General features: G+C 36.2%; 11 protein-coding genes. 9 read left to right on the top strand and 2 right to left on the bottom strand.

The window, feature by feature from the left end:
- The first annotated feature begins 53 nt into the window (after positions 1-53).
- The 8 genes from ACJJVI_RS04200 to ACJJVI_RS04165 all read left to right on the top strand — a co-directional run bounded on the left by ACJJVI_RS04200 (position 54) and on the right by ACJJVI_RS04165 (position 15058).
- Complete coding sequence (locus ACJJVI_RS04200; RefSeq protein WP_042270947.1) at positions 54-2378, top strand: NADP-dependent malic enzyme; 2325 nt, start codon at positions 54-56, stop codon at positions 2376-2378.
- 46 nt (positions 2379-2424) lie between these two features.
- Positions 2425-3006, top strand: coding sequence for a Holliday junction branch migration protein RuvA (gene ruvA / locus ACJJVI_RS04195; RefSeq protein ID WP_405350572.1), 582 nt, complete (start codon positions 2425-2427; stop codon positions 3004-3006).
- A gap of 3 nt (positions 3007-3009) precedes the next feature.
- Entirely contained in the window at positions 3010-10275 is a 7266-nt protein-coding gene (sprA, locus tag ACJJVI_RS04190; protein WP_405350570.1) for a cell surface protein SprA, read from the top strand.
- 62 nt (positions 10276-10337) lie between these two features.
- A complete protein-coding gene (gene gcvH / locus ACJJVI_RS04185) occupies positions 10338-10718 on the top strand; it encodes a glycine cleavage system protein GcvH (RefSeq protein ID WP_036583934.1) in 381 nt (126 codons plus the stop codon).
- Positions 10711-11127 carry a membrane protein gene (locus ACJJVI_RS04180; protein ID WP_042270949.1) on the top strand — a complete coding sequence of 139 codons (417 nt, stop codon included), beginning with the start codon at positions 10711-10713 and terminating at the stop codon, positions 11125-11127. The genes gcvH and ACJJVI_RS04180 overlap by 8 nt, the downstream gene beginning before the upstream one ends.
- A gap of 61 nt (positions 11128-11188) precedes the next feature.
- A complete protein-coding gene (locus ACJJVI_RS04175; protein WP_036583938.1) occupies positions 11189-11917 on the top strand; it encodes an energy transducer TonB in 729 nt (242 codons plus the stop codon).
- Positions 11918-12019: 102 nt separating this feature from the next.
- Complete coding sequence (locus ACJJVI_RS04170; RefSeq protein ID WP_405350567.1) at positions 12020-12841, top strand: energy transducer TonB; 822 nt, start codon at positions 12020-12022, stop codon at positions 12839-12841.
- Positions 12842-12943: 102 nt separating this feature from the next.
- Positions 12944-15058: a gliding motility protein RemB gene (locus tag ACJJVI_RS04165; protein ID WP_405350564.1), complete on the top strand. Its 2115-nt coding sequence runs from the start codon at positions 12944-12946 to the stop codon at positions 15056-15058.
- Here ACJJVI_RS04165 and ACJJVI_RS04160 read toward each other — a convergent pair.
- Positions 15033-15449 carry a group III truncated hemoglobin gene (locus tag ACJJVI_RS04160; protein ID WP_036583946.1) on the bottom strand — a complete coding sequence of 139 codons (417 nt, stop codon included), beginning with the start codon at positions 15447-15449 and terminating at the stop codon, positions 15033-15035. The two genes, ACJJVI_RS04165 and ACJJVI_RS04160, sit on opposite strands and share 26 nt — an antisense overlap.
- 136 nt (positions 15450-15585) lie before the next feature.
- Between ACJJVI_RS04160 and ACJJVI_RS04155 the strand changes: the two genes are divergently transcribed.
- Positions 15586-16272 (top strand): zinc metallopeptidase, encoded by a 687-nt coding sequence (locus ACJJVI_RS04155; RefSeq protein WP_042271081.1) that lies wholly within the window; start codon positions 15586-15588, stop codon positions 16270-16272.
- 66 nt (positions 16273-16338) lie between these two features.
- Here the strand turns inward: ACJJVI_RS04155 and ACJJVI_RS04150 are convergent, their stop codons facing one another.
- Complete coding sequence (locus ACJJVI_RS04150; RefSeq protein WP_317290277.1) at positions 16339-17703, bottom strand: saccharopine dehydrogenase family protein; 1365 nt, start codon at positions 17701-17703, stop codon at positions 16339-16341.
- Positions 17704-17713: the final 10 nt, after the last annotated feature.

Raw genomic sequence — 17713 nt, 5'->3', positions numbered from 1 at the left:
TGTGAACATTATAGTCTATTTTTGTTTCTGGACTAAAAATAACCCAGTTATTTATGAGTAAAGATAGCAAGAGACGTGAAGCACTTGTGTACCACGCAAAGCCTACACCAGGTAAAATAAAAGTAGTTCCTACTAAGAAGTATAGTAGCCAAAGGGATCTCTCACTGGCCTACAGTCCAGGCGTAGCAGAGCCATGTCTTGAAATAGCAAAGGATAAAGCAAATGTTTATAAATACACTACAAAAGGGAACCTAGTAGCTGTTATAACTAATGGTACGGCAGTTCTAGGTCTAGGAGATATAGGTCCAGAGGCTTCTAAACCAGTTATGGAAGGTAAAGGTCTTCTTTTTAAGATTTTTGCAGACATAGACTGTTTTGACATTGAGATCGATACTAAAAATGTTGAAGAGTTTATTCAAACGGTAAAAAATATTGCGCCTACTTTCGGAGGTATTAATCTGGAAGACATTAAAGCGCCAGAGGCTTTTGAAATCGAAAAGAGATTAAAAGAGGAACTGGATATTCCAGTAATGCACGATGATCAACATGGTACAGCTATTATATCTAGTGCAGCATTATTGAATGCTCTAGAGATTGCTAACAAGAAAATTGAAGATGTAAAAATTGTTATTAGTGGTGCTGGTAGTGCCGCAATCTCTTGTACAAATCTGTATGCAAAACTAGGTGCTCGTAAAGAGAATATCCTCATGTTTGATGTAGATGGGTTGATTACAACCTCTCGAACAGATTTAGGTCCTGAACAAATGGAGTTTGCTAGAGATATGGATCCCATTACTTTAGTAGATGCATTTAAAGGAGCAGATGTTTTTCTAGGATTATCTGTAGGTAATATAGTGTCGCCAGCCATGTTGCTGGATATGAATGAAAATCCTATAGTGTTTGCAATGGCAAATCCGAATCCAGAGATTGAATATGATACAGCGATAGCTACTCGCGAAGATTTAATAATGGCAACAGGTCGTAGCGATCATCCTAATCAAGTAAATAACGTTTTAGGTTTTCCATTTATTTTCAGAGGTGCATTAGACGTACGCGCTTCTAAGATTAATGAAGAGATGAAGTTAGCTGCTTGTCATGCCATTGCACAGCTAGCAAAAGAGCCAGTGCCAGAGCAAGTTAACATTGCTTATGGTGAGACAAAACTCAACTTTGGTAGAGAATATATAATTCCTAAGCCTTTTGATCCACGATTGATTTCTACTATTCCACCAGCGGTGGCGAGAGCGGCAATGGAAAGCGGTGTGGCTATGGAACCTATACAAGACTGGGAGAAATATGAAGATCAGTTGTTGTCTAGAATGGGATCAGATAATAAGCTTATCCGTTTAATATTAAACCGTGCGCGTACTAATCCTAAGCGTATTGTTTTTGCTGAGGCTGACAATCTAGATGTTATAAAAGCAGCGCAAATTGTTCATGAAGATGGAATTGCAACTCCTATTTTGCTAGGAAGACGTGATGTGATTGAAGAGTTGATGACAGAAATTGATTGGGATGATAAAATTTTAATTATCGACCCAAAATCTGATGAAGAGAAACCACGTAAAGATCGATACGCAAACGAGCTATGGCAAATGCGCGCTCGTAAAGGTGTGACAGAATTTGATGCTGGGAAATTAATGAGGCAGCGTAACTACTTTGCTGCAATGATGGTAAAACTGGGTGATGCAGATGCTGTTATCACTGGTGTTGCGCAATCTTTTCCTATATCTGTTAAGCCTATGATGGAAATCATAGGTAAATCTCCTGGAGTACAAAAAGTCGCTACCACTAATTTAATGATTACAGAGCGTGGACCTATGTTTGTCTCAGATACGTCGATTAATATTAACCCAGATGCTACAGAGCTTGCAAAAATTGCTCAAATGACAGCACGTACCGCTCGTATGTTTGGGATTGATCCTGCAGTCGCAATGATAAGCTATGCAAACTTTGGTTCTTCAGATCATCCTCATGCCCGCAAGGTGACTGAGGCCGTTAATTACCTACATAGATACTATCCAGATATCACTGTTGATGGAGAGATTCAAGCAGATTTTGCTTTAAATCCAGAACTTCTTAAAAAGAAGTTTCCGTTTTCTAAGCTGGCTGGTAAAAAAGTAAATACACTTGTTTTCCCTAATCTGGAAAGTGCAAACTCGACTTATAAGTTGATTAAAGAGCTTTATAATACAGACTCGATAGGGCCTATTATGATGGGAATGCAAAAGCCGGTTCATATCCTACAGCTTAATGCGAGTGTAGATGAAATTGTAAATATGGCAGCAGTAGCTGTGATCGATGCACAGCAAAAGGAAAAGCACGAACAAAAGAGAGAACAAGCCACTGGAAATAGCGCTAATCAAGGTGTGTTTTAGTACCCTTAAATTTATTACATTTGATGCTTTAACTTAAAATTAAGGAATGATAGCGCAGTTGCAAGGAAAGCTGGTGGAAAAAAATCTTACAGATGTAGTCATAGACTGCGGTGGTGTAGGATACTTTGTTGAGATATCGCTTCATACATATTCGTTAATTCCAGATGGTGAATTAATTAAATTATTCACTTTTATGCAGGTAAGAGAGGATTCTCAACGTCTATTTGGCTTTATGGAAAAGTCAGAGCGTGAGGTTTTTAAGCTACTACTATCGGTTAATGGAATAGGTGCAAGTACAGCCCGTACTATGTTGTCTAGTTTAGAACCGCGACAGATTGCGCAAGCTATTGCTTCTAGTGACGTGCGTACCATACAGAGTGTTAAGGGAATAGGGGCAAAAGGTGCACAGCGTGTTATACTAGATTTAAAAGATAAAATATTACAAGTATTAGAAGGAGAAGATATTTCTCTTCATTCGAGCAATACTGGACGCGATGAAGCGTTATCTGCACTAGAAACGCTAGGTTATTTACGTAAGCAAGCGCAAAAAGTGGTGGATAAAATATTGGCTAGCGAGCCAGACGCCACAGTAGAAAAATTAATAAAAGGCGCTTTAAAACAGCTGTAAGATTTGAAATATAGTTCTCTTCAACTTTTCAATAAGTATGTAGCATTCATTGGATGTTTTTTGATATTCGCTTTCGCGAAAGCGCAACAAACACCACCTACGACCGCACAAGACAGTACTAAGACTGGTGTGATTATAGGAGATATTGATTTGCCAGATCCGCCTAGCATTGTTACTCTTTACACTTATGATCCGGACTTAGATCGATATATCTATAAGAGTGAATTCAATGGTTTTCAAATAGGATACCCTTTCATGTTAACGCGTGATCAATATCTAGATCGTGTGATGAAAGAACGCATGACCCAGTATTTTAAAGATAAAGCGGCTGCTATTGCTGGTAAAACAGAAGCAGATAAAGAAAAGCAAAAGAACCTATTACCTAATTTTTACGTCGATTCAGACTTATTTGAAAGTATTTTTGGTGGTACTGAGATATCGGTAGTACCGCAGGGATCTGTAGAAGTTGACTTAGGGATGTTGTTTAATAAATCAGACAATCCTAGTTTTTCACCACGTAATAGATCCAATGCTACTTTTGATTTTAATCAACGTATCAATCTTAGTTTAGTTGGGAAAGTAGGGACGCGTTTAAATGTGAACGCTAACTATGATACACAAAGCACTTTTAACTTTCAAAATCAGATCAAGCTAGATTATACACCTACAGAAGACGACATATTACAAAGTATTGAAGTCGGTAATATTAGTATGCCTTTAAACTCCACATTAATACGTGGTGCTCAGAGTCTGTTCGGTGTTAAGGCTGAATTGCAGTTTGGTAAAACCAGGATAACAGGTGTGTTCTCAGAACAGCAATCAGAATCTAGAACAGTGCAAGCCGCAGGTGGTGCGTCTGTTAATGATTTTGACTTTTTCTCATTAGATTATGATGAGAATAGACATTATTTCCTGTCCCATTACTTTCGTGATAACTATGATGAAACGTTAGCTAATTACCCTTTCATCAATACAAATATTCAAATCACTAGAGCCGAAGTTTGGATTACAAACCGTGGTAATCGAACACAAGATGTTAGAAATCTAGTAGCGATTCAGGATATAGGTGAATCTGATCCTGCTAATATTGGATTGGGTACTATACCTGGTGGTTTTATAAATGCAGCGACTGGTAGTTTTCCGTCAAACGAAAATAATGACTTCAATCCTCGAGGAATAAATGGAGCAGCGCAGTCCATTTTAACAGATGCGATTAGAGATATCTCGACAGTACAATCTGGTTTTGGCGGTGCTCAAGTTAATGAGGGATTTGATTATGTAACTCTAGAGAATGCAAGAAAGCTTACAGAAAATGAATATACCTTAAATACCCAACTAGGTTATATATCTTTAAGACAACGTTTAAATAATGATGAAGTTCTGGCAGTGGCATTTCAATATACTGCTGGAGGAAAGGTTTATCAAGTAGGTGAGTTTGCAAATGATGGTGTGGTAGCAACGGATGTTATAGACTCTACTGACCCGACTCAAATTGCAGTGAATAATCAGAACCTAGTTGTTAAATTATTGAAGAGTAATTTAACGAATGTCAGTGAGCCTATCTGGGATTTAATGATGAAGAACATCTATAATTTGGGCGGTTCTCAATTGTCTCAAGAAGATTTCAGAATGAATATCTTTTATCAGTTCCCACCAGAGTTGAATTATATAACACCTGCAGCGCCTACACTTGCAAATCCAGTTGCAGAACCGTTGCCAGTAGACGTTGATCAAACGACTTTAATTAAGGTATTTAATTTAGACCGATTGAATCAGCAAGGTGATCCGCAACCAGATGGTGATGGTTTCTTTGATTTTATACCAGGACTGACTATTGATCAAGAAAATGGGCGTATTATTTTTACAACGGTAGAACCATTTGGTAATTACCTGTTTAATAAGTTGGATAATACTCCAGGAACAGGATTAGAAGATTATGATCAACCTACTTCATATAATGCAAACCAAGCAAAGTATGTTTATCGTGACATGTACGTCACCACAAAAGCGCAAGCACTGCAAACTGCAGATAAGAATAAGTATTTAATTAAAGGACAATATAAAGCAACTGGTAGAGAAGGAATCCCTATCGGTGCCTTTAATGTGCCTCGAGGTTCTGTAACGGTAACCGCTGGTGGTAGAACATTACAAGAAGGAATCGATTACTCTGTCGATTATCAAGGTGGTCGTGTGATTATACTAGATCAAGCGTTGTTGAATTCAAACACACCAATACAAGTTTCTACAGAAAATAATTCTGTATTTAATCAGCAAACCAAACGATTTACCGGTATCAACGTAGAGCATAGGTTTAGTGAAGACTTTATTCTAGGTGGAACTTTTTTAAATTTAAAAGAGCGACCTATAACTCAAAAATCTACTTATGGATTTGAACCTATTAATAATACCATTGTAGGCGCTAATTTTATATACAACACTCAAGTGCCGTTCTTAACTAGAATGGTTAACAAATTACCTAATATCGATACTGATGTGGAGTCCAGTATATCTCTACGAGGTGAATTAGCTTATCTTTTTCCGGGATCACCAGCAGGTGATGATTTTGAAGGACAAGCATCAGCCTATGTAGATGATTTTGAAGGTTCTCAAACTTCAATAGATATTTTATCGCCTTTTGCATGGTCATTAGCCAGTGTTCCTCAAGCGTTTGAAGGGTCAGGTTCTACATCAAATGCACTAGCTTATAATTTTTCTAGAGCACAATTGTCATGGTATACAATCGACCCTATATTTTATGGAACACAACGACCAGCAGATATTACAGATGACGATATCTCTGACCCTAGAACACGTCGTGTTTTTATAGAAGAACTATTTCCTAATGTCGATTTACAGCAAGGGCAACAGCAAGTTATAAATACACTAGATTTAAATTATCTTCCATCTCAACGTGGTCCTTATAATTACAATCCAGCAGCGGCAGGTAGTAATATTTTACCTAATCCAGACGACAACTGGGCAGGTATTATGAGACAATTCTCTAGTACGGATTTTGAACAGACTAACGTTGAGTATATTCAATTTTGGGTGATGGATCCTTTTGTTTATGATCCTACAAACGCTGGAGGAACTATATCGATTAACCTAGGTAGTATAAGTGAGGATATTCTAAAGGATAATCGCAAGCAATATGAAAATGGTTTGCCTGATGACGGTAGCACCACACTCACAAATGCAACAGATTATGGTAAGGTGCCAGTGAATCAATCCTTAGTTTATGCTTTTGATACTGATGGAGCGCAACGAACTAATCAAGATATAGGTCTTGATGGATTAAATGATATTGAAGAGAATACACAATTTGGAGCATTTGGACCTGATGATCCTGCTCGTGATAATTATGAGTACTTTCTAGCAACAAGTGGAGATATCGTCACACGATATAGAAGATATAATAATACACAAGGTAACTCGCCTACAGAAGTAACCCAAGACGATCGTGGAGCAACGACATTACCAGATGTAGAGGATATTAACAGAGATAACACTATGAATACTATAGATAGTTATTTTGAATATGATATACCGGTTGACCCAACTAGAATGACTGTTGCTACTAATGAGTATATATTTGATACCAAAGAGGTTCAGACTACTTTACCTAATGGGAATACTATAGATACACGTTGGGTTCAATTTAGAGTTCCTTTAAGTGATCCTAACCGAGAAGTTATAGGTGGGATCAATGATTTCAGAGCTATACGTTTTATGAGAATGTACCTAACTGATTTTAATCAAGAAACCTTACTACGTTTTGGTTCCATGGATTTAGTACGTGGTGATTATCGTCGTTATACTGCAACATTAGAAGAGGATCTAGATGATCCTAGTGATGACGGAACTGTGTTTGAAGTCGAAGGAGTTAATATCGAAAATAATGAATCACGTCAACCGATTCCATATAGATTACCACCTGGAGTTGAGCGTGAAGAATTAAGAACTCAAAATCAAAATATCAGACAAAACGAGCAATCTCTTGCCTTAAGAGTTTGTGGTTTAGAATCAGAGGATGGACGTTCTGTATTCAAGAATATAAGAATCGATATGCGACAGTATGAAAACTTGCGCATGTTTGTCCATGCAGAATCATTAGTAAACGAGGTAGCTATAGGTGACGATGAATTAGAGGCGTTTATTAGAATAGGTATTGATTATACAGATAACTATTATGAAATAAGGTTGCCGTTAAAACCTACTGCCTTTGGCACTACTGTAAGAGAAGAGATTTGGCCAGAAGCAAATGAGTTTAATATTGACCTTTCTTTGCTTCAAGAGATTAAAGCACGTGTTTTAAGTAACCCTTCATTAAATATTTCTGAAGTAAACTTCTTTGATGAGTCGACTCTTACTGACGCAACTGCAGCAAACCTTAATCAACATAAATACGGTATAAAAGGGAATCCTAACTTTGGAGATGTAAGAGCAATGATGATCGGTGTACGCAATGCTAGTACAAATGATATTTGTGGTGAAGTCTGGTTTAATGAAATGCGTTTATCAGGTTTAAAGAACCAAGGTGGATATGCAGCAGTGATGAACATGGATGCAAATATTGCAGATTTTGCAAGCGTAAGTGCTACAGGTAGGAGAAGTACTATCGGCTTTGGAGCTATTGAACAAGGTCCTAATGAGAGAGATCGAGAAAATATAACTCAATATGATGTCACTACTAATCTTAATTTAGGTCAGTTACTTCCAGAAAAATGGGGTGTTAAATTGCCATTCTCTTATAGTATAGGAGAAGAAACTATAACGCCACAATTTGATCCACAATTTGAAGATATCGAATTGGAGACAAGGCTAGATAACGCTAATAGTGATGCAGAGCGCGATATCATTAGTGAACAATCTGAAGATTATACCATGCGTCAAAGTGTAAACCTTATAGGTGTCCGCAAAGAACGCACTGGAGATTCAAAGCCTATGCCTTATGATATCGAGAATTTCACCTTTTCAGGTTCTTATAACCAGACAGATCAACGCAATTTTGAAATTGAGAAATTTCAGGATCAATCCGTTAATGTAGGAACAACATATAATTATGCGTTTCCTAAAGCAGAAGTAGAGCCGTTTAAAAAGTTAGTAGGCGATAATAGTTATTTAAAATTCTTGAAAGATTTTAATGTAAATCTATTACCTAATAGTTTTGCTGCCAGCGGTAATATTTTAAGACAGTACAATACACAGAAGTTTAGAGACCTTCAACTGGATACCAACCCAGTAGATACTGATGGTGATGGGATTCCTGATGCTCAAAATATTACTATAGATCCATTGTCTAATCGCAATTATACCATGAATCATCAATATGCCATCAATTGGGATATTACAAAATCTTTACAATTCAATTTATCTGCAAATAATGATCGCGTTATACGCAGTTACATTAATGATGATGATTCAATCGATGAAAGTTATGGGATATGGACAGACTTTTTAGATGAAGGTATTCCTAACTCACACTCACAGCAACTTCAAGCAACCTATAAATTGCCACTAGATAAGTTTCCGTTTCTCGCTTTCGCGAAAGCGAGCTACACTTACACCGCAGACTTCAACTGGCAACGTAACTCACAACAATTTGCGCAGCTAGACGGGATTCCTGATTTAGGAAACACAGTTCAAAATGCAAACACACACCGCATAAACACAACGCTAGATTTAGATAAATTATACAAATATGTAGGGCTTGAAAAAGTCAAGTTTGGTCCTGTTGCTAATAGGGCTCGTAGCCGTAATAATACAAGGTCTAGAAACGCAAGACCATCAACGCCAGGTGCAGCAAATGCACAGGATGAAAAAGATAAAACGCCGAAGAAAAATTTTGGTAATAAGGCTTACAACACATTAATCGGTATTGCTACCTCTGTAAAAAGAGCGCAAATTAACTACCAAGAAAACAATGGTATATTTTTGCCAGGTTACACGCCAGCTATTGGATTTATAGGTACTTTAAAGCCAACAACTGGATTTACATTTGGGTCTCAAGCAGAGATTAGAGATATCGCTGCTAGAAAAGGATGGTTAACTTTATTTCAAGATTTTAATCAACAATACAGCGAGGTTGAAAGCCGTCAATTAGATATTAATGTCAACGTTGATTTATTGAAAGATTTAAAAATTGATTTGGTTGGAAATAGAGCGTATCAAGAAACCTATACTGAGAATTATCGTGTAGATCCAGAGAACTTAACTTATCAATCATTGACACCTAACACTTTTGGTAATTATAGTATTACTACAAACATGATAGGTACTGCCTTTAATAAAAGCACCATTAGTGAATCTAAGAATTTCGATAATTTTAGAAATAATAGACTTGTTATCGCTGAGCGTCTAGCAGAACAGTTTTATGGTAATACAACATATTCTCGTGACGCAGATGGTTATCCAGAAGGTTTTAGTAGGAATAGTCAAGATGTGTTATTGCCGGCTTTCCTAGCTGCATATGAAGGTCGAGATGCAAAAGATCAAAAGACGAGTGCTTTTAAGGATGTTCCTTTACCTAATTGGACGCTTAAATACACAGGATTGATGAACCTTAAATGGTTTAGAAAAAGGTTCCGTAGATTCTCCATAAATCATGGGTATAGATCTAGTTATACAATCAATCAATTTCAAACAAATCTAGATTACTCTCCTGGTAATAGGAATTTAACCTATAGTGATCAAAGTCCTGATGCTTTAAACCAGACAGGAGACTTTAAGTCGCGTAATCTCTTTTTCAATATCAACTTATCAGAGCAGTTCAGTCCGTTAATTAAATTGGACTTTGAGATGAAAAACTCTGTGTCGATTGCAGCAGAAGTAAGAAAAGATAGAGTCGTTTCTTTAAGTTTTGATAATAATTTATTGACTGAAATAAATGGTAACGAATTTATTCTAGGGTTAGGTTATCGTATCAAGGATCTCAAGTTTAAAACTAATGTCGGTGGACGCAGTCAGATCATTAAAAGTGATCTAAACATGCGACTAGATGGCTCTGTAAGGGATAATGTAACTATCATTAGATATTTAGATCTAGGAACCGAAGAAAATTTACAAAATGGAATTTTCACAGATGCTAGTCAGGCTACCGCTGGTCAGACCATATATGGTCTTAAATTTACTGCAGATTATAATTTGAGTCAGGCATTTACAGCCATATTCTATTATGATCATACATTCTCAGAATTTGCGATATCTACTGCTTTTCCACAAACTACAATAAGAAGCGGTATTACATTGAGATATACCTTTGGTAATTAGTAAAAAATCATTGCCTATATCTTTGAGAGATATCTTAAATTTACCACCATTAAAATAAAATTATGAATATCCCAGCAGAATTAAAATATACTAAAGATCACGAGTGGATTCGTATTGAAGGTGATACTGCCACTGTAGGTATTACTGACTTTGCACAAAGTGAATTAGGTGACATCGTTTATGTAGAGGTGGAAACCGTAGATGAAACGCTAGATGTAGAAGAAGTTTTTGGAACAGTAGAAGCTGTGAAAACAGTTTCTGATCTATTTCTACCATTATCTGGTGAGATCACAGATTTCAATGAGAAGTTAGAAGATGAGCCAGAACTAGTAAATTCTGATCCTTATGGAGATGGATGGATGATTAAAATGTCATTCTCTGATGCCTCTCAGTTAGACGCGCTTTTATCTGCAGAAGCTTATAAAGAATTAATAGGTGGCTAAATTATTCTACTGGATAGCGCCAGTTTATACTGGATTGATTATTTATTTTTCAATTAGTGATAGTCCAGCGCCTTCAGTGAATATAAATAACATAGATAAATTATACCATGGTGGTGCTTATTTTATAATGGCATTATTATGGTATTTTTTCTTTTATAGCAGATTCTTAACACAACAATCTCATTTTAAATTTACATGGAAGGATATGGTCACTGCATGGTCTAGGACTATTGCAATAGCGGCTGCTGTTTTTTCATTTTTAATAGGAGTTATCGTTGAGTTTGCACAAGAGTATATTGCTGTTAATCGAACTATGGATTTTATAGATGCAGTGGCAAATACTATTGGCATTATTCTTGCAGTTACATTGATGTGGTTGTTATCTAAAAGATTTAACACATATTCATGAAGAAACCTGTTCACATGTTTAGGTTTTTTATTTATTTTTAGCCTTCAAATTTTATCCTACTATGGAAATTAAGAAATCAGAATCATCAGATTTACGTACTAACATTAAATTGTACGTGTTAATGGGACTTGCCTTTATGTTATTATTATCATGGCAAGGTCTTGAATATGAAACAAAAGAAGTAACAGAAATTGAAGAGTATGTAGAGCCAGAAGCTTTTGTTGAAGAAGAAGAAGTGCCTATTACTATGATGTTGAATACACCACCGCCACCACCGCCACCGCCACCAGCACCTGAAGTTCTTCAGGTAGTTGAAGACGAAGTGGAAATCGAAGAGGTTATCATTGAAAATACTGAAACGACCGAAGAAGAAGAGATCGTTGAGGTTGAAGAGGTAGCTGAAGAAGTAGGTGTTGTTGAAGAAATCGCTGAAGTTCCATTTGCTATCATTGAATCGGTACCAGTTTATCCTGGATGTGAGAAGATGAAAACTAATGAAGATCGTAAAAAATGTATGAACGAGAAAATCAAAAGATTTGTGGATAACAAATTTGATACTGGTCTTGCAAATGAATTGGGTCTAGAAGGTCGTCAAAAAATTACTGTACAATTTAAAATTGATTCAAAAGGTAATGTGGTAGGAGTTCAATCTCGTGCGCCTCACCCTAGATTGAAACAAGAAGCGGCAGATGTAATTAACAGTCTTCCTAAAATGACTCCAGGAATGCAGCGTGGTAAGGCAGTAACTGTAGTTTATGCATTACCTATTATTTTCCAAGTACAGGATTAAAGAAAAACATTTTATCATATCAAAAGGCCGAGCATTTAATGTTCGGCTTTTTTTATGGTATGTTTCTTGAAGTGTTTTCATAATAACATAAAACCATTAATTATGAAAACTAATTTATTTAAAGAAGGTGCTGCAACACCTTCTAAGAAAGATCGTTTTGACAAAAAGAAAGTCAACGTTAAAGTTAATCCAGTTATTAACTTTCAAATAGGTCTGATAGCAGCCTTGTTGTTAGCTTTTGTGGTGATCGAACTCACTACTCAAACTGTAGAACCTGAAAGAGTCATAGTTTCTAATACAGATATCGCAGATCCAGACTGGACTAATCCTACGTTTAGAATCGTACCTAACAAACCAAAGCCAGAGGTGGTTATAAAACCCAATAAAGAATTACCTCCAGTAGTCGTTCCAGATGACACACCTGATCCGGACCCAATTCCAGAAGAAAAACCTATTGAGCCTGTTGTTGATACACCATCAGATAATACACCAGTTGACGACTCACCTATAGAGAGTGCACCAGTAAAAACAAAAAAGCCGGCTCCTAAAACTTCAATTACTACGACTATGGATGGTGTCGATTCAATGCCCCTATATCCTGGCTGTGAATCATTAGATAATAATGTAGATCGTCGCAAGTGTTTCAATGATAAGATGCAACGGTTTGTACAACGTAAATTTAATAAAGGTCTTGCCGATGAATTAAATTTAGATGATGGTGAAATCGTTAAGATTGACATTTTATTTACCATTAATGAGAAAGGTCTACCTATAGATGTGAAAGTTAAAGCGCCACATGCTATTCTTGAAAAAGAGGCGTATCGACTCATTGGTAAATTGCCTAAAATTACACCTGGTAAAATAAATGGAGATCCGGTGAGTGTTTATTTTCATTTACCAATAAGATTTAAAATGAATAGATAATAACAGTTTTTTATTTATAAAAAAGTCACAGCTTGCTGTGACTTTTTCTATTTATATACTCCTATAAAACAAGTATCTTAGCCGCTTAATGCAGTGATTACAATGAAGAATCTATTTCTGATTATCAGTTTATTTAGTTTAGGAATCTTGACAGCTCAAAATCCAGTGGAAAAATTCCCATATTTTGAAGAGTGTAAAGATTTGCCTGTTAATGAATTAGAGGATTGTTTTTACAAAAACTTATATTCTTCTTTATATGAAAATTATAAGCATCCTCAGCAACTTCCATTAAATGCTGGTGAGAAAGTGACATTACGATTTGAAGTGAATCGTGAAGGTAGATTCATTCCCATTCGTTTTGATGCAGTTTATGCAGAGCTTACTACTGCAGTGAAAAATTCTTTTGAAAAGCTGCCGGTAATTGCAGCGCCTACTTATAATGGTAACCCTACATACATGCAATTTGTATTAAGAGTGCCAGTTCCCATGACACCTGATGGTTCTTTTCAGGTGTTTAATGGTAAAGAGCAAGAAAATAGTGTGGTTAAAAAAAGTTCAAACGCTTTAGAGAGTATCGCTTTCGCGAAAGCAAATGAAGAATATCCACAAATTATTTCAAATCAATATAATGGTCAACAGCTTAAGTCTAATGGGCTAATAGCACTATCAAACCAGCGATATCATCGATATGAAGCGGCTATGAATAGAATAGGGAATAACGCTCATACAGCCGTCAAACCTTATACGTTTTCTTATGTGGATCAATACTTTGATCTTGAGGCAGAGAGATCGTCATTAATGAAAGATGAATCTACGTGGCTAGGTAAAAAATGGTGGAATGAACACTTTTTTGAATTGGCTGGTGATGATTATTGGTTTGTAATAGATCCAGGAGTTGACTTGCAAATAGGTAAGGATAGTGGTGATGATATTAATACTTTTAATAATACAAGACTGGTTAATGTTAGTGGTGGAATAGGTAAACAAATAACATTTGGCGCTAGTATTCAAGAAAGTCAAGGACGTTTTGCTGGCTATTTCAACAGAGAAATAGAAAGTCGTGCACCGGATGGTGGGAATCCGGGCATTGTGCCTGGACGTGGTATTGCAGAAGATGGTGGAGATACTATTTATGACTATCCAGTAGCTACTGGTTATATCAATTATAAACCTAGTAAGTACTTTGATCTTCAATTAGGTCATGGACAACATTTTATAGGTGATGGTTATAGATCTTTAGTTCTTAGTGATAATTCACAACCGTTTCCATATGCAAAAGTAAATGCTAAGTTTTGGAAGTTGGATTACACGGTTTTATACACATCTTTAAGAGATGTAAGATCTGAGGTAACTGCAGATGATTCTTTCCGTACAAAATTTATGGTGCATCATTATTTAAGTTGGAATGCTACAGAAAAGCTCAATATAGGGCTCTTTGAAAGCGTTTTGTGGCAAGATGATAATCAACGTGGCTTTGATTTCAATTACTTGAATCCAATTATATTTTATCAAGCCATTGAGCTGCAAACTGGCTCTCGTGGAGGAAATGCTTTAATAGGAGCCACAGCAAAGTATAAATTTACTGATAGAATTACAGGTTATGCACAGTTAGTATTGGATGAGTTTTCTGGAGCATCTGTAGTGAATGGTGATGGTAGTTATCAAAATAAAAGTGCATATCAGCTAGGTCTTAAATGGCAAAATGCATTTAAAGTAAAAGACCTAATGTTACAGGCAGAATATAACAGAGTACGTCCTTATACATACAGTCACAACACGGTAGTCCTTAACTATGCTAACAGTAATCAAGCACTAGCACATCCATGGGGCGCAAACTTTTATGAAACTACTTTCATAGGAAGGTATACTAAAGATAGGTGGTATGGTAATGCTCAATTCACTTTAGGTGAAAGAGGACTAGATATTAATGATGGGATTGACAACGCTTTTTATGGTGGCGACATATACCGTAATGAAGATGATCGTATTGCTGATAATGGTAACGAGTTAGGTCAAGGAAACAGAGTAACTTTTATGTATGCACAGTTAGAAGCTGGTTATTTAATTAATCCAGCGAGCCAATTGAGGATTTATGGTCAGATCATTTATAGAGATTTTGATCCTCATTTTGAAATTGGAAATGTACAAGAACAAAATACGACATGGTTAAATATAGGGCTGCGCACTGATATTATGAACTGGTCTTTTGATCGCTAGATGATTTTCTAGCCTCAAAGATTTTTAAAAATATAAATGTAGACATGTTACGAGCTCGGTTTTTAGCAAGTTGTGCAATTTCTCCATGGAAATAGTTGTCAATCGTGTCAAACCACAATTGCAGCCATATTCCAAAGTGTTCCATCTCAATAGAATGATTAACTGCAGTATCAACCTCTTGATGCTTTTCAATAGGATTGCCGTGATAGCTCTTTGCTCTTAATAAGCTAGTGTCCCAGAAATCAGTCAAGTGATTAAGATGTGCAGGCCAATCGTTGATTACACTATTAAAAATGGGACCTAAATGCTCATTTTTACGAACCTTTTTATAGAACTCGTTAACTAGTAAAGCGATTTGTTCTCTAGAGTTAAGAAGCGATGTAGAGGTCATGATACAATGGTCGATTAAAAAGGTGAATAAACACTTTCAAAAGTAACTTTAATAAAATGGTTTTGCTTTTTTTAAAGAGTCATTTATAAGAGCTATTTTTAAATAATAATTAAAAAATAAAAATATCATGGGTGGAATGATGGGTTACTATATAATCGGTGGAGCAGTTTTTTTACTGAGCATGTTTGTAAGTAACAAGCTTAAAAGTAAGTTTAAAAAATACTCTCAAATTCATTTAAAAAACGGTATGAGTGGTGCAGAAATTGCCCAAAAAATGTTAGATGATAATGGTATTACTGATGTTAAGGTAATATCTGTAAAAGGTCAACTAACAGATCATTACAATCCTTCTAATAAAACCGTAAATTTAAGTGAAGTTGTATACTCTGAACGTAATGCAGCAGCAGCAGCAGTTGCGGCACATGAAGTAGGTCATGCTATACAACATGCAACAGCCTATAGCTGGATAGGGATGAGGTCTAAGCTGGTTCCTGTAGTAAGCATTGCGTCTAAATATTCGCAATATGTAATTATGGGTGGACTCGCACTAGCAGCGGCATCTGCCTTTGGTAGTACAGTACTCTTAATAGGTATTATTATGTATGCAGTAGGTACTTTATTTGCCTTTGTAACTTTACCAGTGGAGTATGATGCTAGTAATAGAGCACTAGCCTGGTTAGAGGATGAAAACATGTTGACTCAAGAAGAGCATGCCGGTGCAAAAGATGCCCTTAAATGGGCTGCGCGCACCTATCTAGTAGCGGCAATAGGCTCATTAGCAACTTTACTATATTTCATATCAATCTTCCTAAGAAGACGATAAATAAAACAGAATTTTATTAAAAAAGGAGGATGATTTAAAACCATCCTCCTTTTTATTTAATGTCACTTATAAACTTAAGGGATTGTATCCCAGGTATTCTATTTCGCTTTCGCGAAAGCGTATTCCATAATCTTCCAGCTCTTTTAAAATAGGCTCGTAAATAGGCGCTGTAATAGGTATTTGTACTCCAGGTGAGGTGATCTCGCCATTTAAGATTTTAAGAGCGGCAATTGCAACAGGTAGACCAACTGTTTTTGCCATGGCAGTTTGCATATTGCCATCACCTAAACACACCATCGTACTGTCTATCTGCTTCTTTTCACCATTAATCTCATATCCAAATTTATGATACATAACAATCATATCTTTTTCTCCATCTTGAAGAGTCCATGAGTCTTCTAAGATTTTTTGTAAGATCTGTGCAGGTGTAGCTTCTTTTAATGCTACCATCTTAGTAGCATTAAATAAATCTAATTCTACTAATTTATCCCACATGATATCGTCTTGATCAATTTTTAGAACGTGACGCATTTTAAGTTCTGCAGAGTCTGTAGGTGAATATGGTAAAAAGCTATTCACAAAATCCCGGTAACTCATGTTTTCAGAATCTTCAATGGTGTAAGTATCGTCAGTCATTCCTAATTGTACGAACATATTCCAAGCCTTGCTAAAACCTACACGACGCATGGTGCCTCGATACAATGTGAGGATATCATCGAGTCCGTATACCGAACGGTATTTTAAACTATTACGATTAGCATAAGCTTCAAATCTACCATAGCCATCTACATCTAGAAATTCTGTTCTTCTAAATAACTTATGGTATGGTATGTATTTGTATTGACCTTCCTGAATGAATTTTGCCGCACCGCCTTGACCTGCGGTAACAACATTACGAGGATTCCAAGTGAACTTATAATTCCACAAGTTATCGTCATTTTCAGGGGCAACTAATCCACCGGTAAAGGACTCAAATAATAAGATTTTACCACCTTGTGATCTTATTCTATCTAGTACTTGCATGGCGCTCATATGGTCGATACCAGGATCAACACCTATCTCGTTCATAAAGACAAGATTTTTTTCTATAGCACTTTCATTCAAGGCTTGCATTTCAGGACTTACATAACTGGCGGTAACCATTGATTTTCCATAAGCTATGCAATCTCTCGCCACTTCAATGTGAAACCTTGCAGGCAACATTGATATAACTATCGATGCTTTTTTTATATAAGATTTACGCTGGTCTTCATTAAAAATATCTAGTTGAACAGCTTCAACATTTTTATGATTTTGGCCTAGTAATTTTGCTTGATCTATATTTTTATCTGCTATCAAGAGCTTTAAATTCTCTTCTTCTGATTTTTTTAAAAGGTAATCGACTAGCACTCCAGTTGATTTACCTGCTCCTATAATCAGTATATCACGCATATCTGTTGTA

Origin of the sequence: Nonlabens sp. Asnod3-H03, from assembly GCF_045063665.1 — a bacterium.
GTDB classification, from domain to species: Bacteria; Bacteroidota; Bacteroidia; order Flavobacteriales; family Flavobacteriaceae; genus Nonlabens; species Nonlabens ulvanivorans.
Note: the sequence above shows the minus strand (reverse complement) of the source record. Positions and strands in the feature narration are given on the sequence as shown.